19 protein-coding genes are annotated in these 20185 nt (G+C 62.3%); 8 read left to right on the top strand and 11 right to left on the bottom strand.

Annotated elements, in window-relative coordinates; genetic code table 11:
* Nucleotides 1-116 precede the first annotated feature (116 nt).
* Nucleotides 117-1715, bottom strand: a complete 1599-nt coding sequence (locus LDN70_RS10875; RefSeq protein WP_062068715.1) for an ABC-F family ATP-binding cassette domain-containing protein — start codon at nucleotides 1713-1715, stop codon at nucleotides 117-119.
* Between the two features lie 275 nt (nucleotides 1716-1990).
* Here LDN70_RS10875 and LDN70_RS10870 point away from each other — a divergent pair, with 275 nt between their 5' ends.
* The 3 genes from LDN70_RS10870 to LDN70_RS10860 are packed head-to-tail and all read left to right on the top strand — an operon-like array spanning nucleotide 1991 to nucleotide 3998.
* Nucleotides 1991-2620, top strand: a complete 630-nt coding sequence (locus tag LDN70_RS10870; RefSeq protein WP_166840752.1) for a biotin transporter BioY — start codon at nucleotides 1991-1993, stop codon at nucleotides 2618-2620.
* A 17-nt stretch (nucleotides 2621-2637) separates the two neighbouring features.
* The gene (locus LDN70_RS10865) at nucleotides 2638-3375 is read left to right on the top strand and encodes an energy-coupling factor ABC transporter ATP-binding protein (protein WP_142939216.1); all 738 of its coding nucleotides are present in this window, start codon (nucleotides 2638-2640) and stop codon (nucleotides 3373-3375) included.
* Nucleotides 3372-3998 (top strand): energy-coupling factor transporter transmembrane component T family protein, encoded by a 627-nt coding sequence (locus LDN70_RS10860; RefSeq protein ID WP_142939217.1) that lies wholly within the window; start codon nucleotides 3372-3374, stop codon nucleotides 3996-3998. The genes LDN70_RS10865 and LDN70_RS10860 overlap by 4 nt, the downstream gene beginning before the upstream one ends.
* A 13-nt stretch (nucleotides 3999-4011) precedes the next feature.
* On the opposite strand, the gene LDN70_RS10855 is transcribed toward LDN70_RS10860, so the two are convergent.
* Nucleotides 4012-5232, bottom strand: coding sequence for a thiolase family protein (locus tag LDN70_RS10855; protein WP_223940313.1), 1221 nt, complete (start codon nucleotides 5230-5232; stop codon nucleotides 4012-4014).
* Entirely contained in the window at nucleotides 5225-6616 is a 1392-nt protein-coding gene (locus LDN70_RS10850; protein ID WP_223940312.1) for a class I adenylate-forming enzyme family protein, read from the bottom strand. The genes LDN70_RS10855 and LDN70_RS10850 overlap by 8 nt, the downstream gene beginning before the upstream one ends.
* A 61-nt stretch (nucleotides 6617-6677) precedes the next feature.
* On the opposite strand from LDN70_RS10850, the gene ypfJ reads away from it, so the two are divergent.
* Complete coding sequence (gene ypfJ, locus LDN70_RS10845) at nucleotides 6678-7583, top strand: KPN_02809 family neutral zinc metallopeptidase (protein ID WP_142939220.1); 906 nt, start codon at nucleotides 6678-6680, stop codon at nucleotides 7581-7583.
* An 81-nt stretch (nucleotides 7584-7664) separates the two neighbouring features.
* On the opposite strand, the gene LDN70_RS10840 is transcribed toward ypfJ, so the two are convergent.
* The 6 genes from LDN70_RS10840 to LDN70_RS10815 are packed head-to-tail and all read right to left on the bottom strand — an operon-like array spanning nucleotide 7665 to nucleotide 12819.
* Nucleotides 7665-7997 (bottom strand): metal-sulfur cluster assembly factor, encoded by a 333-nt coding sequence (locus LDN70_RS10840; protein WP_089595078.1) that lies wholly within the window; start codon nucleotides 7995-7997, stop codon nucleotides 7665-7667.
* Between the two features lie 13 nt (nucleotides 7998-8010).
* Complete coding sequence (sufC, locus tag LDN70_RS10835) at nucleotides 8011-8796, bottom strand: Fe-S cluster assembly ATPase SufC (protein ID WP_142939221.1); 786 nt, start codon at nucleotides 8794-8796, stop codon at nucleotides 8011-8013.
* Between the two features lie 43 nt (nucleotides 8797-8839).
* On the bottom strand, nucleotides 8840-9196 hold the full coding sequence (locus tag LDN70_RS10830) for a non-heme iron oxygenase ferredoxin subunit (RefSeq protein ID WP_166840760.1): 357 nt from the start codon (nucleotides 9194-9196) through the stop codon (nucleotides 8840-8842).
* Nucleotides 9197-9218: 22 nt separating this feature from the next.
* On the bottom strand, nucleotides 9219-10532 hold the full coding sequence (gene sufD / locus LDN70_RS10825) for a Fe-S cluster assembly protein SufD (RefSeq protein WP_166840762.1): 1314 nt from the start codon (nucleotides 10530-10532) through the stop codon (nucleotides 9219-9221).
* Between the two features lie 2 nt (nucleotides 10533-10534).
* Nucleotides 10535-11998 (bottom strand): Fe-S cluster assembly protein SufB, encoded by a 1464-nt coding sequence (gene sufB, locus LDN70_RS10820; RefSeq protein WP_011774792.1) that lies wholly within the window; start codon nucleotides 11996-11998, stop codon nucleotides 10535-10537.
* On the bottom strand, nucleotides 11998-12819 hold the full coding sequence (locus LDN70_RS10815) for a helix-turn-helix transcriptional regulator (protein WP_502773715.1): 822 nt from the start codon (nucleotides 12817-12819) through the stop codon (nucleotides 11998-12000). The genes sufB and LDN70_RS10815 overlap by 1 nt, the downstream gene beginning before the upstream one ends.
* 109 nt (nucleotides 12820-12928) lie before the next feature.
* Here LDN70_RS10815 and LDN70_RS10810 point away from each other — a divergent pair, with 109 nt between their 5' ends.
* From LDN70_RS10810 to LDN70_RS10800, 3 genes are read left to right on the top strand one after another with little or no spacing between them, the layout of a single operon-like run.
* Complete coding sequence (locus tag LDN70_RS10810; RefSeq protein WP_223940311.1) at nucleotides 12929-13894, top strand: ABC transporter ATP-binding protein; 966 nt, start codon at nucleotides 12929-12931, stop codon at nucleotides 13892-13894.
* Nucleotides 13891-14655: an ABC transporter permease gene (locus LDN70_RS10805; RefSeq protein ID WP_142939226.1), complete on the top strand. Its 765-nt coding sequence runs from the start codon at nucleotides 13891-13893 to the stop codon at nucleotides 14653-14655. The genes LDN70_RS10810 and LDN70_RS10805 overlap by 4 nt, the downstream gene beginning before the upstream one ends.
* Before the next feature lie 48 nt (nucleotides 14656-14703).
* Entirely contained in the window at nucleotides 14704-15648 is a 945-nt protein-coding gene (locus tag LDN70_RS10800; RefSeq protein ID WP_142939227.1) for a COX15/CtaA family protein, read from the top strand.
* Here the strand turns inward: LDN70_RS10800 and LDN70_RS10795 are convergent.
* Nucleotides 15645-16460: an ABC transporter permease gene (locus LDN70_RS10795; protein WP_223940310.1), complete on the bottom strand. Its 816-nt coding sequence runs from the start codon at nucleotides 16458-16460 to the stop codon at nucleotides 15645-15647. The two genes, LDN70_RS10800 and LDN70_RS10795, sit on opposite strands and share 4 nt — an antisense overlap.
* 186 nt (nucleotides 16461-16646) lie before the next feature.
* Complete coding sequence (locus LDN70_RS10790; protein WP_142939229.1) at nucleotides 16647-17609, bottom strand: heme o synthase; 963 nt, start codon at nucleotides 17607-17609, stop codon at nucleotides 16647-16649.
* 428 nt (nucleotides 17610-18037) lie between these two features.
* On the opposite strand from LDN70_RS10790, the gene tkt reads away from it, so the two are divergent.
* Nucleotides 18038-20164, top strand: a complete 2127-nt coding sequence (tkt, locus tag LDN70_RS10785) for a transketolase (RefSeq protein WP_223940309.1) — start codon at nucleotides 18038-18040, stop codon at nucleotides 20162-20164.
* The last annotated feature ends 21 nt before the right edge of the window (nucleotides 20165-20185 follow it).

The following is a 20185-nucleotide window of genomic DNA, read 5'->3' as shown; positions in this document are numbered from 1 at the left end:
GTGCGTCTAAGCGAGGAACGAGCGAGCACGCGGCAGATCGAGCACGCCGCGCAGCGGAACGCAACCAGACGCGACGCAGCGGACGCAACACGCGCGCAGCCGAACGCAACCAGGGCTTACGCCAGCGTGATCAAGTCCAGGTAGTCCTCGTTCCAGTGGTCTTCAACACCGTCCGGAAGCAGGACAACACGTTCCGGGTTCAGCGCTGACACGGCACCTTCGTCGTGGCTGACCATGACGACGGCGCCACTGTAGTTCTTGAGCGCACCCAGGATCTCTGCGCGGCTGGCCGGGTCCAGGTTGTTGGTGGGCTCATCGAGGAGCAGCACGTTGGCGCTGGAGGCAACAATGGTCGCCAGGGCCAGGCGTGTCTTCTCACCGCCGGAGAGGACGCCGGCGGGCTTGTCCACGTCGTCGCCGGAGAACAGGAACGAGCCCAGGATGCCTCGGACTTCGGCATCCTTCATGTCCGGAGCTGAAGACCGCATGTTTTCCAGGACCGTTCGGTCGACGTCGAGGGTCTCATGCTCCTGGGCGTAGTAGCCCACCTTGAGGCCGTGTCCGGGGATGATGTCGCCGGTGTCAGGCTTATCGACGCCGGCCAGCATGCGCAGAAGAGTGGTCTTGCCCGCACCGTTGAGTCCAAGGATGACCACCTTGGAACCGCGATCGATTGCCAGGTCCACGTCCGTGAAAATCTCCAGCGAACCGTAGGACTTGCTCAATCCCTCCGCAGTCAAGGGGGTCTTGCCGCAAGGAGACGGATCCGGGAACCGCAGAGCTGCCACGCGGTCGTTTTCGCGCACTGCCTCCAAGCCGCTCAGGAGCCGCTCTGCTCGCTTGGCCATGTTTTGGGCAGCGACGGCCTTGGTTGCCTTGGCGCGCATCTTGTTGGCCTGGTCGATCAGGACCTGCGCCTTCTTTTCGGCGTTGGCGCGTTCACGCTTCCGGGCGCGTTCATCCGTTTCGCGCTGGAGCAAGTAGCGCTTCCAGTCCATGTTGTAGTAATCGATCTGGGCGCGGTTGGCGTCCAGGAGGAAGACCTTGTTCACCGTCGCCTCGAGCAGGTCGGTGTCGTGACTGATCACGATCAAGCCACCCTGGTGGTTCTTCAGGAAGTCACGCAGCCAGGTGATGGAGTCGGCGTCAAGGTGGTTGGTGGGTTCGTCGAGGAGCAGGGTCTCCGCATCGGAGTACAGGATGCGCGCCAACTCCACACGGCGGCGCTGGCCACCGGAAAGGGTCTTGAGTGGCTGGTTGAGGAGGCGATCCGGCAACGCAAGGTTGGAGGAGATCGCAGCAGCTTCAGCTTCCGCTGCGTAGCCACCGCCCGAGAGAAACTCAGCCTCCAGGCGGTCATAGCGATTCATGGCTTTACGCTGGACCGCCGCGTCATCGCTTGCCATATCCTCGTGGGCCTTCTTCAGCTTGCCCACCACCACATCCAGGCCGCGGGCCGAAAGGATGCGGTCACGGGCGAGCTGTTCCATGTCCGGAGTCCGCGGATCCTGTGGAAGGTAGCCGATCTCACCGCTGCGGGTGACTTTACCCCCGGCGGGGAGCCCTTCGCCGGCGAGGACCCGGGTGAGTGTGGTCTTGCCGGCACCGTTACGTCCGACGAGTCCAATCTTGTCCCCTTTGTCCACCCTGAAGTTGACCTGGTCCATGAGCAGGCGTGCGCCGGCGCGGAGTTCGAGGTCCTGGACGGTAATCAATTCGGGTGATGCCTTTCAATGGGGAACGCTCGCGGGGACCGGTGGGTCCGATAAGTGCGGCGGGGGCGGCCGTGAGAACAGCCTGTTCAAGTCTACCGGTACCTAGGCCGCTGCCTGACATCGGTCCTCCCAGGAGGAAACTGTGCTGACGGCCAAAGAATTCCGGGTCAGTGTTGTGGAAAGACTCCAAAATCCCGATTCCGTTCCCTCCGTACTCTCGACAACAGGGGAAACAAAAACATCCATCGCATCGCATTACACCCGATAGGACCGTCATGAGCCAGACCAACTCTTCCACTTCCGCTGCCACACTGCAGCGAACCGCGTCCTCCCGAAAACGCTGGACCGCCACAGACCTGGGCCTCATCGCAGTTTTCGCTGCCCTCGTAGCGGCATCGGCAATTGTCCCGGGCATTCCGGTAGGAGCCCTTGGGGTTCCCATCACTTTGGTGACGTTGACGGTGATGCTCAGTGGACTGGTGCTCGGAGCCGGGCGCGGTTTCGCCGCCGTCGGGCTTTACGTGTTGCTCGGCTTCGCCGGTCTGCCGATCTTCAGCGGCGGGCGCAGCGGTTTGGGTATCCTCGCCACGCCCTCCGCCGGTTACATCATCGCGTTCCCGCTGGCGGCAGCCGCGACCGGTTACCTAACATCGGTGGTCATCCGCAGGACAGTCAAGTTCCGTGCACTGTGGCTCTTCGCAGCGACCATGGTGAGCAGCATCGTGGTTATTCACGCCCTCGGCGTCCTGGGCATGATGGTCAATGCCAAGTTGGATTTCACCAAGGCCTTCCTCGCAGACCTCCCTTTCGTCCCCGGCGATATCATTAAGAACGTCCTGGCCGTGATCATCGCCGTGGCAATCCACAAAGCCTTCCCGGATGTCTTGGTACGCCGGGTCAAGTAAGCGGGAACAATCACTCCATGAATTCCATCAGTTTCAGCAGGGTTTCGGTGCGTGTCGCAGTCGATGGCAGCGACACCCCCAAAACCCTGCTGCAAAATTTTTCCCTGGACCTCGCAGAACGCAGGATTGGAGTCATCGGCGCCAACGGCTCCGGAAAGTCCACGCTGCTGCGGCTCGTGAATGGCTTGGTTGAACCGAGCGAAGGCACAGTGGTAGTCCACGGAGATGACACTCTTGCCGATGTCCGCCGTGTCCGGGGCAATGTGGGTTTCGTCTTTACCGATCCCCTGTCACAGTTGGTGATGCCTACCGGGCGGGAAGATGTTGAGCTCTCGTTGCGCCGCTCCGTCAAGAACTCTAAGGAGCGGGCGGCGCGGGCAGAAGCAGTGCTGGATCGCTTCGGCCTGCTGCATCTGGCCGATCAAAGCATCTATGAACTGTCCGGTGGTGAAAGGCAGCTACTGGCCTTGGCCGCAGTCCTTGCGGTGGATCCCACCGTCCTGGTTCTCGACGAACCATCCACCCTCCTGGATCTTCGAAACCGCGAACTGCTGCGCCGCACAGTCGCTGGCCTGGATCAACAAGTCATCATGTCCACGCATGATCTCGACCTGGCCTTGGACATGGACAGGGTGCTGGTAGTTGAGGCCGGGCGTATCGTGTTCGACGGCGGTGCTGCAGACGGCGTCGCCCGGTACCGCGAACTTTGCGCGGCTGCCCTGCCCGGTGCCGGCGTGGGTGATGTGCCGAGATGAGGGGGCATGGCTTCCTTATAGCCAACTACGTGCGAGGGAACTCGATCATCCACCGCACTCCCCTGTGGCTGAAATTTCTGGTTGTAGCGGCCTGCGGAGCGGCGTCCTTCCTTATTGTGGACTGGGCCGTGTCGCTGGTGGTCTTCGCCGTCATGTGTGGCTTATTCATGCTGACGGGGGCAGGCTTCCGCCGCCTCCTGAAGGCCATTTGGTTGGTGGCTCCTATCCTGCTGGTCATCGGTCTCTTCCAATGGTGGCAACTGGGCGGGCCCACCGCGGCACGCATCGTGTTCAATGTGCTGGTCTGCGTAGTGGCAGCTTCGGTCCTCACCGCGACTACTCCCGTGCAGGATCTTCTGGACGGCGTGGTGGCGTTGGCAAAACCGTTCCGGCGTTTCGGTGCCGATCCTGAACGATTCGCTTTGACCATCGCAGTGATGCTCAGGAGCATTCCCTTCATAGCCGGCGCCTTCACTGACGTAAGGGACTCAGCGCGGGCACGCGGGCTTGAACGCAATCCCCGCGCACTGGTGCTCCCTGTCTTCATCACCACTGTTGCGTATGCGCGCCAAACCGGTGATGCTTTGGCGGCCCGCGGGTTGGGCGAACCGGAGAGGGACTAGACCGGCGCAGGGGCTACAGCTTGGCGTACTGAAAGAGAGCTGCGGTTCCCATGCCTCCGGCGATACTGATCATGGCCAATGCCAGCGAACTCTCGCCCCGCACTGCGTAACTGCGGCGTGCTTGAGCCATCAACCTCGTCACCAGGACCGCTCCCGAAGCTCCGTAGCCATGACCCAAGGCAAGCGCGCCGCCATCAAGGTTGGCTTTCTGAGGATCAACGCCCAGATACTCCAGGCATGCGATGGTTTGGGAGGCGAATGCCTCATTGAACTCCACCAGATCAATGTCATCTGCGTCCACTCCATGGCGGTCCAGGAGCCGCTTGGCCGCGTGGGCTGCCCCTATGCCAAGAAATTCCGGATCAACGCCGACGGTCTCGCACCCCAGCACCAGCATCCCGTGCGTCGCGCCCAGGGTGCGGGCTCGTTTAAGGGACGTCATGACGACGGCGGACGCTGCGTCCGCGTCAAAGCATGAGTTTGCTGCCGTGACCGATCCGCCCGCCACGAATGCTGCTGGGAACCTCGCCATCAGCGGGGCCCGCAGTGAAGCTCGGGGGCCATCGTCCAGCGCCACCTGTTTCCCCTTGCTCTTGAGCGGAACAATTTCATCCTCAAAGAGCCCTGTCCTGGCAGCGTCAACGGCACGGTGATGGCTCCGGAGCGCGTACTCGTCCTGCCTCTGACGTGTCACGCCGAATTCGCGGGCGACATTCTCCGCCGCAACACCCATGTCCGGGTCGCCGAACTGCGGCGGCACAAAGCTGGCCCTGGAGTAGAAGTCGAGTTCGCCGTCGTCGTTTCTATTGGCCCGGGCCGGGGCGTTACTGATGCTTTCAACGCCCCCTGCCAAATACAGCGGATCCCCGCCGGCTGCCACCAAGCGGGATGCCAGTGCAATAGCGTCCAAACCTGAGCCGCATTGGCGGTCCACGGTAAGGCCAGGGACGTTGATGGGCAAACCCGCCTGGAGAGCTGCGAATCTGGCAACATTCCCGCCGCCGCCCACAGCATTGCCCACAATGACATCGTCCACCTCCGCCAGGTCCACGCCCGCTCTTTCAACCAGGGAAGCCAGTACGGGTGCCAGGAGGTCCGCGGCACGTAACTGCTTCAACTGACCGTTGGCACGACAAATAGGAGATCGGAGCGCGGCAATAATGACAGGCTGGCGGGATTCGTCAAACCCTCCGGCTGAGCCGGTCCAGCTATCCAGGGGCTTGTGGCTATCCAAGGGCTCGCGCCCGGGGGTCGTGGTTCTTGATCCAGTCCAGGAGCACCTTTCGGCTGACCTTGCCACGGTCCGTCATGGGCAGCTCCGACAACACGTAATACTGCAACGGCCACTTGTCGCGCGCCAGCAGGCCATCCAAGCCTGTGCGGAGCTGGGTGGCGGTGATCGCACCGCAGGCAGGAACGACGCCGGCGATCACCTTGTGACCGCGGATGTCATCCGGTACTCCGGCAGCAACCGCCCCTTCCACGCCCGGCACGGAAGCAACGGCCAGCTCAACCTCATGCGGGTAGACGTTCTTTCCCGAGGTGATGATCATGTCCGAGCGCCGTCCAAGGATGTGAAGGGTGCCGTCCTCCAGAAAGCCCTGATCCCCCACGGTGTACCACCCATCAAGGCACCGCAGGGCCTGCCCGTCGTCGCCCCACAGGTAGCCATTGCTGATCATCCCGCTGCGAACGCTGATATTCCCGTGTTCCCCGTCCCGGAGAGGGCTGCCAGCGTCGTCAAGGATGGTCACTTCAACCCCCGGAAAAGGCAACCCAATGCCGGTACCGCCAGCATCCAACGGCTCGCCGGCGGCCAGGCGGGTACCGGAAACGAAACTCAGCTCCGAGGCACCGTAGTACTCGTAGATGGCTGCACGGGGTGCCCACCGCCGGGCTGCCTCCAGTGTCCGGGCGTCCAACTTGGAACCGGCACAGATGATGCTGCGGATACCGGAAGCATCAACGTCGCCGGCCAGTCCCCGCTCGCTGAGCAACCTCAGGGCAGTGGGCGCCAAAACAAGGCGGGTGATGCCGTCATGGCTGATGGCGGCATGGGCGTCGGCGACATCGAACGACTCAAGCGTATGGAAAGCCGAACCCGCGTACAGGCACTCTGAAAGGGCGAAAAGATTCAGGCTTGCTGACAAAGGACCGGGCGCAAGGGTCCGGTCCTCCTGGGACAAGCCAAAGAACTCGATGGAGGCATCGAAAGACACCTGCCAGGACCGGCGGGACCTGGTGAAGGCCTTGGGCACGGACGTGGTACCGGACGTGAGGCCGATGAGGAAGGTACTGGACGCGTCCCCGTCCACCAGTTCGGCGCCAAACGGTGTGGTGGTTGGCAGGACGCGTGAGGATACTTCTTCGATCATCGGGGCCGGCCATTCGGGGTCCAGAACGGCGCACCGCCGATCCCCCGCCACAGCGGCAGCATAGCGCTCCACGAAGCGCACAGAGTTGGGCTCGGCCAGAACGGTGGTGGCAGGGGCGTCCGCAACCAAGCCAGCTGCGGCGTCGCGGAGTCCCGCCCAGGTGAGCCGGCCGCTGCCCACAACGACGGCGGTGTCGTGGGGGCGCTCCTCGGCCCAGAGCTGAAGTTTATCCAGGAAAGGCATCCAAACAATTTTACGGCAGTGTCTGGCGCCAAGCACCAAAAGTGACGTCTATTCTGACTGTATGAGTTTCAATGACGGCGCGCAGCTTGACCCCTCCCAAGTGGAGGACCGACGTGGCAGTGGCATGGGCCGCGGTACCAAGATCGGTGGTGGAATTGGTGGCGGTATTGTGGTGCTGCTCCTGGCACTCTTCGGCATCAATCCCAACATCCTTGGGGACCTGACCGGGGGCGGAAGCCAGCCACCCGCCGTCGAAGGTGGCAGTGCCGGAGCCGGCGGCGTCCAGGAATGCCAGACCGGCGCCGATGCCGACAAACGCCTGGACTGCCGGATCACCGGTACGGTGAATAGCTTGAATGCTTTCTGGCCTGACTATCTGGCGGATTACAACGTCCAGTACCCGCGGCCCAAGACTGTCATCTTCAGCGAGGCCACAAACACCGGCTGTGGCGCGGCTACCAGCGCTGTTGGCCCCTTCTACTGCCCTGCAGACACCACCGCCTATTTCGATCCCGGCTTCTTCGATGAACTGGTGACCCGTTTTGGCTCTTCTGGAGGCCCGCTGGCACAAGAGTACGTAGTAGCCCACGAGTTCGGGCACCACGTCCAGAACATCCTCGGAAGCCTGGACAAGGCCCAGCAGGATCCACAGGGACCGCAGTCGGGGGCGGTGCGGGTGGAGCTCCAGGCAGACTGCTATGCGGGACTGTGGGTCCGCCATGCCACCACGCAGACGGATGCGAGCGGGAAGCCTTTCCTTGACCCCCTCACCCAGCAGGACCTGCAGGATGCGCTCTCGGCCGCTTCCGCCGTCGGCGATGACCGCATCCAGGAAGCCGCAACCGGCCGCGTCTCACCTGAGTCATGGACCCACGGCTCCAGCGAGCAGCGGCAAAAATGGTTCTATCAGGGGTACACCACGGGCGACATCAACAAGTGCGACACCTTCGGTGTGGCTGCGCCCTAAGGCATGACAACACCAAAAAGGAAGGGTTCCGGGTGATATACCCGGAACCCTTCCTTTGCCCGTTGCACGGGTGAAGGCTGGTTAGATGTTGAAGCCGAGGGCCCTCATCTGGTCCTTGCCGTCGTCGGTGATCCGTTCCGGACCCCATGGCGGCATCCATACCCAGTTCAGGCGCCAGTCGTCAACCACTCCGTCGAGGGACTTGCCCACCTGCTCTTCAAGCACATCCGTCAGCGGGCAAGCCGCCGTGGTCAGTGTCATGTCGATCAGGAGCGCGCCGTCATCGTCGGAGTACTTGAGTCCGTAAAGAAGGCCCAAGTCCACGATGTTGACCCCGAGCTCTGGGTCAATGACGTCCTTGAGCGCTTCCTCGACGTCCTCGAGGCTGGTTCGCGCCGTGTTGATTTCGGTCATGGAACGATCCTAACTAGGCCTGCACAGCAGGAGCAACGGCAACGCCGGCGCCTGGAGCGTAGCGGTCGTAGCCTTCTTCTTCAAGACGGTCTGCGAGCTCGGGGCCGCCCTCTTCAACAACCCTGCCGTCAACGAACACGTGAACGAAGTCCGGCTTGATGTAGCGCAGGATGCGGGTGTAGTGGGTGATGAGCAGCGTGCCCATGTTGCCCTCTTCGTGGGCGCGGTTGACGCCCTCGGAGACAACCTTCAAGGCGTCGACGTCCAAGCCGGAGTCGGTTTCGTCAAGGATGGCGAACTTCGGCTTGAAGAGTTCGAGCTGCAGGATCTCAACACGCTTCTTCTCACCACCGGAGAAGCCCTCGTTGACGTTGCGCTGTGCAAAGTCGGCGTCGATGCGCAGCTGCTGCATGGCAGCCTTGACGTCCTTGGTCCAGGTGCGCAGTGCCGGTGCTTCGCCGTCGATCGCGGTCTTGGCGGTGCGCAGGAAGTTGGTCATGGTCACACCGGGAACCTCTACCGGGTACTGCATGGCCAGGAACATGCCTGCACGGGCGCGCTCGTCGACGCTCATTTCCAGGACGTCTTCGCCGTCCAGCGTAATGGTGCCGCTGGTGACGTTGTAGCGCGGGTGACCGGCGATCGTGGAGGCGAGGGTGGACTTGCCCGAGCCGTTGGGGCCCATGATGGCGTGCGTTTCACCGGTCTTGATGGTGAGGCTGACGCCCTTCAGGATCTCCTTGGTGCCCTGCTCCGTTTCGATGCTGACGTGCAGGTCCTTGATTTCAAGAGTTGACATGCTCTTCTTTCTTTCCGTTCGTAAGTCTGGCGGTACTGGGCGCTCAGTAGTGATCTACCGAGGCACCGTTCACAACGTTGGTCACGTCCACGTAAACGTCGTCTCCATCGATGGTGACGGCAAAAACGGGGACGGGGTCATAAGCAGGCAGCTGGAGCGGTTGTCCGCTGCGGAGGTCGAACTGCGAACCGTGTCCCCAGCACTCGATCGCGCAGCCTTCAACCTCACCCTCGGACAACGAGATGTCCGCGTGCGAGCAGGTATCGGCGATCGCGTGGATCTCGCCCATCGAGTCCCTGACGATGGCTACAGGATAGTCATCGATCAGGACACGCAGCGCTTGCTTGACCTGGATGTCATTGGCGTTGCATACCAGTTCGCCCTTGGTTTCTTCACTCATTGTTTGCTCTGCCTGGCCTGTCTTAGTTGTCGGTCGCGGCGAGTTCGCGCTCAACAGCTGCGGTCAGGCGATCTTCGATTGCCGGGACCTTGATCTGCTGGATGATCTCGTTGAGGAAGCCCCGGACCACCAGGCGGCGGGCAACCTTCTCAGGAATACCGCGGGCCATGAGGTAGAAGAGGTGCTCGTCATCGAAACGGCCGGTGGCGCTGGCGTGGCCTGCACCCTCGATCAAACCGGTTTCGATTTCGAGGTTGGGAACCGAGTCGGCGCGTGCACCGTCCGTGAGGACAAGGTTGCGGTTGGCCTCGTAGGTATCGGTACCTTCTGCTTCCTTACGGATCAGGACGTCGCCCACCCATACGCTGTGGGCATTGCGTCCCTGAAGAGCACCCTTGTAGAGGACGCGGGACTTGCAGTTGGCCACTGCGTGGTCAACAAAGAGGCGCTGCTCAAGGTGCTGGCCGGCGTCGGCGAAGTACAGGCCGAACATTTCGACGTCGGCACCGGGAGCCGTGAAACGCGTGGACGGCGTGACGCGAACGAGGTCGCCGCCAAGGCTGACCACGATGTGCTTGAACTTGGCATCGCGGCCGATCTTTGCCTGCTGCGAAGACGCGTGGACCGCGTCGTCTGCCCATTCCTGCAAGGAGACGACAGTCAGTTCAGCACCGTCCTCCACAATGATCTCCACGTTCTCGGAGACAACCGCGGAGCCCTGGTGATCCAGAACCACAACAGCCTTGGAGAAGCGTTCGGCCACAATCACGATGTGCTGTGCCGACGGCGCCTCACCGGCGCCGGTGACCAGGACGGAAACTTCACTCTCGGCCTGCAGATCGGCGGGCACGGTGATCACGGTGGCCTCGGCGAAGTTCTCCCAGGCATTGGCGGACACGAGGTCCTCGGGGATGCCCGCCTGGCCGATGCGCTTGTCATCGCGGCCAACAGTTTCAACAACGACGCCGGCCGGTGCAGTGACGCTGACAACAGGAGCTGCGCCGTTGAGGACATCGGTGTGGAGGCCGCGGAGGCGCTTCAACGGAGTGAATCGCCAGTCTTCCTCAAGGCCGTTCAGCGGCTTGAAGTCTGCCAGCTTGTACGAGGTGAGGCGGCCGGCGCGGGAGCTGTCCGGGATGCCGACCCCGCCACCGTGCGAGTGGCTCTTGGCCGAAGCGCCGGCGAGCGGACCAGCGGAGGGCTGCTCCGACGTCGTGCTGGTGTTCGTTCCGGTGTTGGCGGGCGAAAGGTTCTCGCCTTCCTCGGTGAAGCCGTTGATGAACGGCTGGGCCGAGGGCGCGCCGATGCGCGCTTTTTCAGTAGTGATATCAGTCATTGTTAACCGACGGACCCTTCCATCTGCAGTTCAATCAGGCGGTTCAGCTCAAGAGCGTATTCCATGGGCAGTTCACGGGCGATCGGCTCGATGAAGCCGCGCACGATCATGGCCATGGCCTCGTCTTCAGGCATGCCGCGGGACATCAGATAGAAGAGCTGCTCTTCGCTGACGCGTGAAACGGTGGCCTCGTGGCCCATGACAACGTCATCCTCGCGGATGTCGATGTACGGGTACGTGTCCGAACGGGAAATGGTGTCCACCAGCAGGGCATCACAGCGGACCGTGTTGGCCGAGTGCTTGGCACCCTCACGGACCTGGACCAGGCCGCGGTACGCTGCACGTCCGCCGCCGCGGGCGACCGACTTGGAAATGATGGAACTCTTGGTGTTCGGTGCAATGTGCACCATCTTGGACCCGGTGTCCTGGTGCTGGCCCTCGCCGGCGAAGGCGATGGACAGCGTCTCGCCCTTGGCGTGCTCGCCAACGAGGTAGACGGCCGGGTACTTCATGGTCACCTTGGAACCGATGTTGCCATCGATCCACTCCATGGTGGCGCCCTCTTCGCAGATAGCGCGCTTGGTCACCAGGTTGTACACGTTGGTGGACCAGTTCTGGATGGTCGTGTAACGGACGCGGGCGCCCTTCTTCACGATGATCTCCACCACGGCCGAGTGCAGTGAGTCCGAGGTGTAGATCGGAGCCGTGCAGCCTTCGATGTAGTGAACGTAGGAGTCTTCATCAGCGATGATCAGCGTGCGCTCGAACTGGCCCATGTTCTCCGTGTTGATGCGGAAGTAGGCCTGCAGCGGGATGTCCACATGAACGCCCTTGGGCACGTACACGAATGATCCGCCGGACCATACGGCCGTGTTCAACGAAGCGAACTTGTTGTCGCCCACCGGGATGATGGTGCCGAAGTACTCCTGGAAGATCTCCGGGTGCTCGCGAAGTGCGGTGTCCGTGTCCAGGAAGATCACGCCCTGGGCTTCCAGGTCCTCGCGGATCTGGTGGTAGACAACCTCGGACTCGTACTGGGCTGCGACGCCAGAGACGAGACGGCTGCGCTCAGCTTCGGGGATACCCAGCTTCTCGTAGGTATTCCGGATGTCTTCCGGAAGGTCTTCCCACGTTGCCGCCTGCTTCTCGGTGGAGCGCACGAAGTATTTGATGTTGTCGAAGTCGATGCCGGAGAGGTCTGCACCCCAGGTAGGCATAGGCTTGCGGTCGAAATACTTGAGGCCCTTGAGCCGCAGATCGAGCATCCATTCGGGCTCGTTCTTCTTCGAGGAGATATCGCGGACGACCTCCTCGTTGAGGCCACGACGGGCGTTGGCGCCAACGTCGTTCTTGTCGGCCCAGCCGTACTCGTAGTTTCCGATACCGTGCAGTTCGGGATTCTTCTCCAGAATCTCCGAGATCACAGTGCCGTCAGCTACCGCTTTCTCTGCTATTTGGTCCGTCATCACGGCCTTTCTTGCTGGTTGTTTGATTCCTGGTACGGGTTCCCGGACTGCACTGCGACATCCGGAGATGCCGTGGCAGCCGGGCGCCCGGTAGGTATATGGGTGGTGCACACATGTCCGCCCTGCGCGAGCGTGGAGAGACGCCGGACATCGACGCCCACCAAGCGCGAGAAGACCTCGGTCTCGGTGTCGCAGAAAACCGGAAACTCCGCAGCCAGGCGCTGGATAGGGCAGTGACCCTGGCACAGCTGGACGCTGGACAGTGCGGCGGGCAACGGGGCCTTGGCCTCAATGGAATGGGCTGATGCAACGAAGCGATCGCGGCTCAGGGCCCTGGAAAGTGCCATGGCCCTGGCAGTGATGTCATCTCCGGCGGCCTCGACCTCGGGAGCGTAGCGCCGTTCCATATCGGAGAAGCGTTCCTCCGCATATGCGCGAACCGCGTCTTCGCCGGCGAGTTCCTGGAGACGGTGGAGCGCCGAGCTGGCAATGTTCAGGTAGTCATCGCCGAGAGTGGACTGTCCCTGCGAGCTCAGGACGTAGCGGCGCGCGGGGCGTCCCGCGCCGGAACCGGCCTTGGTCACACGCTTGACTTCGATTACGCCGTTGCGCTCCAAGTGGTCAAGGTGGCGGCGGACTGCGGCCGGTGTGAAGCCGAGGAGGTCGCCGAGCTCCGCGGCGCTCACTGGACCGTTTTCCAGAACGGCGCTTAGGACCCGGTCCCGTGTGCGATCATCCGCGTCCGGCATCGCGGGCGGGGCAAGGAATGCCTCCGCCGCTGCAGCATGCCGTGTTGAAGGCATGGAAGTTGGACTGCTCATGGAATACACAACATAATCATGTCGTAATTTGTTTCATGCATCCAGTAAGGCAAGGCTGACCTGCGGAAGCCGCCAAGTGTGACCGTACTACTTCCCGTAGAATACTCTGGTGCGATCCCCCAAATCCCCCGTCCTCACTATAGATGGACTCATAAAGGACGTAGGCCCCCTGACCTCCCTTGACGGCAAAATGCTCAGGGTGGTCAGCGGACTGTCGCTGGTGGCCGAACGCGGCCAGGTAACCGCCCTATTGGGGGCTAACGGCGCGGGCAAGACCACCACGCTCGAGTGCGCCCAAGGTTTGCAGAAGCGAACAGGCGGAAATATCTCCCTCCTTGGCGCGGACCCTGATACTGCAGGTGCCGTCTTGAGATCCCGCGTAGGTGTGATGCTCCAGGACGGCGGCCTCCCGCCGTCGGCCCGTCCCATACCCTTGTTGCGGCATGTCGCCGGCATGTACCAAAAGCCCATGAACGTTGACGCGCTGGTGGAACGCCTGGGAATACACCAGTTCAGCCGGACCAGCGTGCGCCGCCTTTCCGGCGGCCAAAAGCAGCGGCTGGCACTCGCGGCGGCGCTGGTGGGTAACCCTGAAATCCTTTTCCTCGACGAGCCCAGTGCCGGCTTGGATCCACAGTCCCGGCAGATGGTTTTTGAGCTCATTGCCGAGCTCAGGGATGCCGGAATGGGCATTGTCCTGACCACCCACCTGATGGACGACGCGGAACGCCTGGCGGACTACGTCTACATCATCGACGGCGGTCACAACGTGGTTGAGGGAACGGTCGCCGAATTGCTTCGGCACGATCACGCAGCGGACTCCGCCATCACGGACCGGACGCTCTACTTCGACGCACCCGGCGGTCTAAGCTTGAACGGTGCTGTGGATGCCGGCCTGCAGATAACAGAGACGCGCTCCGGGAGTTACGCCATCACCGGCGCCATCACCCCGAATGACCTTGCATCCCTGACTGCTTGGTGGGCTGAACGGAACATCATGCCCGCCTCGCTGCGGTTGGAAGCCCGTAGCCTGGAAGACGTGTTCCTGGACATTTCCGGAAGGGACCTCCGATGAGCCCACTTCACTCGCCCAACGCCGGACCGGCATCCCTACCGCGCCGGATCATGCAGCAGGGCCGCTACGAGACCATCACCATGCTGCGCAACGGTGAGCAACTCATCCTCGCTATTGTCCTACCCTTGATGGCCTTGGTGGGACTGGTAGTGACGCCCCTCCTCGATGACATGGGCGGATCACGCGTAGACGTTGCAACGCCGGGAATCCTGGCACTTTGTGCGATGTCCACTGCCTTCACCGGCCAGGGCATCGCTACCGGCTTTGACCGCCGGTACGGAGTGCTCCGTTTCCTGTCCACAACTCCCCTTGGTCGGGGCGGACTCATCGCAGGCAAGATCCTCGCCGTGCTGGTGGTCCTTTTTCTTCAGGTCCTGGTCGTGGCAGCCGTTGCCGGCATGCTGGGATGGCAACCACGCCTGGACGCCTGGCTTCCAGGGCTCGGACTTTTAGTTCTCGGTGCTGCAGCCTTCACTGCGCTGGGGCTGCTGGTGGCCGGTACGGTGCGCCCTGAAGCTACCCTGGCAATCACCAACCTGCTGTGGATTCTCCTGGGGGCCCTGGGCGGGATTGTGGTGCCGGCGGAACGACTACCTTCCCTACTTCAGGGCATCGTGCACTTCCTGCCCTCAGGGGCGCTGGGCCAAGCGCTCCGTGATGCTTTCCTCTCGGGCAGTGTTCCTTTCCCCGCCGTTTTAGTCCTCCTGCTGTGGACCGTACTGGCCGGTGCTGCGGCCATCCGATGGTTCAAATGGAACTAACCCATTCAGGCATTAACCACCAACGCAGAACTGAGAAGTGAGACAACTGTGAGCACGGCATCGCGCCTACCCAATACCGTCCAGCGATTGACGTCCAAGCTGCCCACCGAGGTCAACAACGCCGTGCGCCGCCTGGCACTGTTGTCCCTCATTGGACAGACAGTGCTTGTGGTGACCGGTGGTGCCGTGCGACTTACCGCTTCCGGCCTTGGGTGCCCTACGTGGCCGCGCTGCACCAGCGATTCGTTGGTGAATACGCCGGAGATGGGCATCCACGGTTTCATCGAATTCGGCAACCGGCTCCTGACCTTCGCTCTGGCAGCCGTTGCTGCGCTCATGCTGGTGTACTTGTGGAATCTCCGCAAAGAGCGCCGCGACCTGTTCGTCCTTGCTCTGGGCCTTCTGGCCAGCATTCCGGCGCAGGCTGTGATCGGTGGAATCACGGTTCTGTCCGGCCTCAACCCTTGGGTTGTGGGCCTTCACTTCCTTGTCTCCATGGCTCTGGTGGTCTTCGCCACACTCCTGGTCAACCGCGCTTACGGGCGGACCGGCCGGTTCATGAACCGCACGCTGCCTGTCCTGCCCGCTGTAACCCGTCCGTTGATGACGGCCGTTGCTGTTTTCTCGGCACTTTCGGTGATGCTGGGTGTCGTGGTCACTGGCGCCGGGCCCCACGCAGGCGATGCAGATGCTCCGCGCAATGACCTTGACTGGGACCTCTTCTCACATATCCACGCCGTACCGGCCTACCTGATCACTGCAGGAACACTATTCGCGGTGTACTTGGTTTTCAGGCACAAGCTTTCCGGGCCATTCCGGACGGCGACGTATCTCCTTCTGGGTGTAACCCTGCTGCAGGCCGTCATCGGCTTCACTCAGTATTACAACGGCATTCCCGCACTGCTCGTGGGCGCTCATATGTTCGGTGCTGCCGTGTTGATGAGTGCGGCCACCAACGCCGCTGATGTGGCGAAGTACAGCCCGAAGCGTTAGCTGCGGATGAGCTGCGCCGGATTCGCCCGCGACGCCACCACTGCCGGATAAACCGCTGAGAGGGTGCCACTGAGCAGGTCGGCCGCGATACCCCAAAGGGCCGCATCTGCTGGAATCACCGGGACCCAGCCCTCGTTTGCGGCGTAGGCAAGAGCGGCGCCCATGCCCGCGGCGGCGCCGGCAATGCCACCAAGTGCACCCACTACTGCCCCTTCCACAAGGAACATGGACGCCAGAGCGGTCCGCCGCATTCCGAGGGCCAGCAGAACAACCGAAACTATCGCAACCATACGGCCGAGGTCAGTGTTGATTGCGTGTTTGAGATCCCTGAGGTCAGCGACGGTCTGAACCTCGATTGCCTCCGTTGACGCCGGACTCAGCGCTTTGGGGAGTACTTCCGCTATGGCAGCCGGCGCGCCGGTTTGCGTCCTGAGGACCAAATTCGCGGCCACATTGGTTGACCTTATGGGGTAGGACCGAACGCCAACCACAACGGCGCCATCGAGGATGGGGTCACGCCCCGGTTTATTGATGATTCCCACCACTGGTACTGGCTTGCCATAGAGCCACATCACGACGCCGGGTCCCGGCTTCGCGAGGCCCAGCTGCCGTGCGGCGTCCCCGCCGAGGACGGCGACCGGAGCCCCGAATGAATGATCAAGCAGGGCGACATCACCAAAGGAATCGGTGGCACTTTGCAGACGGACAAATGCGGCGTCTGCGATGCGGACAGCACCTCTGCATGGGGGCGCCTCGGGGATAGAGCCAGCCGGAATGTCGAAGGCTGTGTGTCGCTGGACTGTCCGCGTCACATCACGAACGATAGGGGGCGTTACGGGACCCCTGGAGCGGTTAGGCTCCGGGGGATGTGAGAGAGGGATCGGCTCAAGCCCGCGGGATGTGAGAGAGGGTCAGAGAAGAGCGCCGCAAAACGGCGACGCCGGCACTCTGGCGAGTACCGGCGTCGAGCGTTTGCGGCTTGCAGAGCGTGTGCGGAGCTAGGCGCCAACGATCGCGGAGCCGACGAACGGATCAACGGCCAAGGCAATGAAGAGCAGCGTCAGGTAGCTGATGGAGCCATGGAAGACCTTCATTGCGCCCTTGTTGGAGACGTCGCCACCCTGGGCGCGCTTGTACAAGGCGTGGCTTTCGTAGAGGAACCAGGCGCCGGCGGCAACGGCGACGATGGTGTAGACCCAGCCGGCCCCACCAACGGGCACCATCAGCAACGAGCAGGCCACCATGGCCCACGCGTAGAGGACTACCTGTACAGAGACCACCTTCGCGCCGGCGATGGCGCCGAGCATGGGTACGTTGGCGTTGCGGTAGTCCTCGCCGTATCGCATGGAAAGCGGCCAGTAATGGGGAGGCGTCCAGAGGAAAATCACCATGAACAGGACAATGGCGGGCCACTCGACCGTGTTGGTAACGGCCGCCCAGGCGATGAGAACCGGGAAGCATCCGGCAGCGCCACCCCAGACGATGTTCTGGGCCGTGCGACGCTTCAGGATCATGGTGTAAATGACCACGTAGAAAACGATCGCGCCGAGACCCAGCCACGCAGAAAGCGGGTTGGCACCGAACCACAGGATCGCGATCGAGGCGGCACCCAGTACCCAGGCAAACACCAGGGCCTCGCGCGGCGATACTTCACCAGTGACCAAGGGCCGCTTTTCCGTGCGGTGCATGAGTTTGTCAATGTCGCGGTCGATGTAGCAGTTGAAGACGCCGGCACTGCCGGCAGCGAATGCACCACCAACGAGGGTCGCAAGAATCAGCCCGATGGACGGGAAACCGCGTTGCGCAAAAATCATGGTGGGCAGTGTGCTGACCAGGAGCAGTTCGATGACCCTGGGTTTGGTCAGAGCCAGATACGCCTTGAATTTACGGGACATTCCGATGCTTCCCCGTGCCGGGGACGCGTTAAGGGGCGTATCAGTTGTGCTCACGGCGGCAGTCACTCTGTTCTATGCTCTGGGGTTCTCGCAGCGGCTGCCGTCCCTGTTGTCGAAAGCAACCTCGGGCGCATGAACCGCTGCTGGCCTCCAAATATCATACCGTGGCGGAAAGAGGGCCGATGTCCGCAAAATACGTCAATGTTTCCGAAACTTCACTCCCCCGCGGTGCCATGGTGATTCATATAAGCGAATTTCTGTCCAGTTAGTGGGATTCCCTCAGTTACCTGACACGTTTAGGGCTAAGCTGTTGAGCAGATCAGCACACGTTGACCATCCGGGAAACCGTATTCTCGGATATCCGTGCGTCTGGATGAGAGATCAACGTTTCAATGGTGAACGGCTGGTAGACACATTGCAGCGGGCGCCATCCTGTGCTTCCTGCGTGCCGTGTCCGTACGCCTGCCGTCAGCACAGAGAGGGGCTCGGTTTTCGTGCCACATTTGGAAGAGCAAGAACTGTCATGGACCGATCTGGACAAAAAGGCAGTTGACACCGTTCGCGTGTTGGCCGCCGACGCCGTGGAGAAGGTCGGAAACGGTCACCCTGGTACGGCAATGAGCTTGGCTCCGGCAGCGTACCTGCTGTTCCAGAAGCTGATGCGTCATGACCCGAAGAACCCGGACTGGATTGGCCGCGACCGCTTTGTGTTGTCCCCCGGTCACACGTCATTGACCCTGTACATCCAGTTGTTCCTCTCCGGTTACGGCCTGGAACTGAAGGACCTCGAGGCGCTCCGCACCTGGGGTTCGCTGACCCCGGGTCACCCTGAGTACAAGCACACCGCCGGTGTGGAAATCACCACCGGCCCGCTGGGCCAGGGGCTGGCCTCCGCTGTTGGTTTCGCGTACTCCCAGCGTCGCCAGCGTGGATTGTTCGACGCCGATGCTCCCGCCGGCGAATCGCCGTTCGACCACACCATCTGGGTCATCGCTTCCGACGGCGACCTCCAGGAAGGCGTGACGTCCGAGGCGTCCTCGCTTGCCGGGCACCAGGAACTGGGCAACCTCGTGGTGATCTACGACGAGAACCACATCTCCATCGAAGACGACACCGACATCGCCTTCACCGAAGACGTCCTTAAACGCTACGAGGCGTACGGCTGGCACACCCAGCGCGTTGACTGGACCAAGACCGGTGACTACGTCGAAGACGTCCAGGAGCTCTACTCCGCACTGCAGGCAGCCAAGGCAGAGACGAACAAGCCGTCCATCATCTCGCTGCGCACCATCATCGGCTACCCGGCACCAAAGAAGCAGAACACCGGCAAGATCCACGGTTCCGCTTTGGGTGCCGAGGAAGTCGCGGCACTGAAGACCGTGCTCGGTTTCGATCCGGCCAAGTCCTTCGACGTTGACGAAGAAGTTCTGGCCCACGCCCGCAAGGTCCTGGACCGCGGCGCCGAATCCCGTGCCGCGTGGCAGAAGTCGTTCGAGGCATGGCAGTCCGCCAACCCGGATGCTGCTGCCCTGCTGGAGCGTGTGGAAGCCAAGAAGCTGCCCGTGGGCATCGACGCTGCACTGCCCGTCTTTGAGGCAGGCAAGGACGTTTCCACCCGCGCTGCCTCCGGCAAGGTCCTGAACGCTATCGGCCCGGTCCTGCCCGAGCTCTGGGGCGGTTCGGCCGACCTCGCCGAGTCCAACAACACCACCATTGAAGGCTCGCCGTCGTTTATCCCGACCTCGCGCTCCACGGATGCCTGGAAGGGCAACCCGTACGGACGTGTCCTGCACTTCGGTATCCGTGAGCACGCTGCTGCTTCGATCGTGAACGGCATCTCCTTGCACGGACGCACCCGGGCCTTCTCCGGTACGTTCCTGATCTTCTCCGACTACCAGCGCCCGGCGATCCGCCTTGGCGCTCTGATGGGTGTCCCATCCCTGTACGTGTGGACGCACGACTCCATCGGCCTGGGCGAAGACGGACCTACCCACCAGCCGGTGGAGCAGCTCGCGTCGCTGCGCGCCATCCCGGGCCTGGATGTCGTCCGTCCCGGCGACGCCAACGAGGTCTCGGCTGCATGGAAGGCCATGCTGGAGAACCACGAGAACCCGGCAGGCATTGTCCTGACCCGCCAGAACATCCCCACCTACGCCCGCGGCGAAGGCGAAGCTGCTGGTGACACCTTCGGTTCCACCGCAGGTGTAGCCAAGGGCGGGTACGTCCTTGCCGAAGCCTCCAAGGACGGCGAATCCGTTGACGCGCAGGTCATCCTGATCGGCACCGGCTCCGAGGTTCAGCTCGCAGTCCAGGCCCGCGAAGCCCTGCAGGCCGAAGGCATCGCAGCCCGCGTTGTCTCCATGCCGTGCGTTGAGTGGTTCAACAAGCAGGACGAGGCTTACCGCGAGTCCGTGCTCCCCGCTGCTGTCAAGGCCCGCGTTTCGGTCGAAGCCGGTCTGGCACTGGGCTGGCGCGAATTCGTCGGCGACGCCGGCCGCTCCATCTCCCTGGAACACTTCGGCGCCTCGGCCGACTACAAGCGGCTCTTCAACGAGTTCGGCATCACCGCCGAAGCCGTTGCCGCCGCAGCCAAAGACTCCCTCGCAGACTCCAACGCATAACAGTCTGCTTCCCTCTCACAA

It is taken from the genome of Arthrobacter sp. StoSoilB22 (assembly GCF_019977315.1).
GTDB lineage: Bacteria > Actinomycetota > Actinomycetes > Actinomycetales > Micrococcaceae > Arthrobacter.
The sequence above is the reverse complement of the archived record's forward strand: the minus strand, read 5'-3'. Positions and strand labels throughout refer to the sequence as shown.

Coding starts and splice junctions, on each gene's coding strand:
- LDN70_RS10840 (WP_089595078.1), bottom strand. CDS start 7,997: ATGACCGAAATCAACACGGCGCGAACCAGCCTCGAGGACGTCGAGGAA.
- LDN70_RS10870 (WP_166840752.1), top strand. CDS start 1,991: ATGAGCCAGACCAACTCTTCCACTTCCGCTGCCACACTGCAGCGAACC.
- LDN70_RS10860 (WP_142939217.1), top strand. CDS start 3,372: ATGAGGGGGCATGGCTTCCTTATAGCCAACTACGTGCGAGGGAACTCG.
- LDN70_RS10865 (WP_142939216.1), top strand. CDS start 2,638: ATGAATTCCATCAGTTTCAGCAGGGTTTCGGTGCGTGTCGCAGTCGAT.
- LDN70_RS10815 (WP_502773715.1), bottom strand. CDS start 12,819: ATGAGCAGTCCAACTTCCATGCCTTCAACACGGCATGCTGCAGCGGCG.
- ypfJ (WP_142939220.1), top strand. CDS start 6,678: ATGAGTTTCAATGACGGCGCGCAGCTTGACCCCTCCCAAGTGGAGGAC.
- sufC (WP_142939221.1), bottom strand. CDS start 8,796: ATGTCAACTCTTGAAATCAAGGACCTGCACGTCAGCATCGAAACGGAG.
- LDN70_RS10830 (WP_166840760.1), bottom strand. CDS start 9,196: ATGAGTGAAGAAACCAAGGGCGAACTGGTATGCAACGCCAATGACATC.
- sufB (WP_011774792.1), bottom strand. CDS start 11,998: ATGACGGACCAAATAGCAGAGAAAGCGGTAGCTGACGGCACTGTGATC.
- sufD (WP_166840762.1), bottom strand. CDS start 10,532: ATGACTGATATCACTACTGAAAAAGCGCGCATCGGCGCGCCCTCGGCC.
- LDN70_RS10850 (WP_223940312.1), bottom strand. CDS start 6,616: ATGCCTTTCCTGGATAAACTTCAGCTCTGGGCCGAGGAGCGCCCCCAC.
- LDN70_RS10805 (WP_142939226.1), top strand. CDS start 13,891: ATGAGCCCACTTCACTCGCCCAACGCCGGACCGGCATCCCTACCGCGC.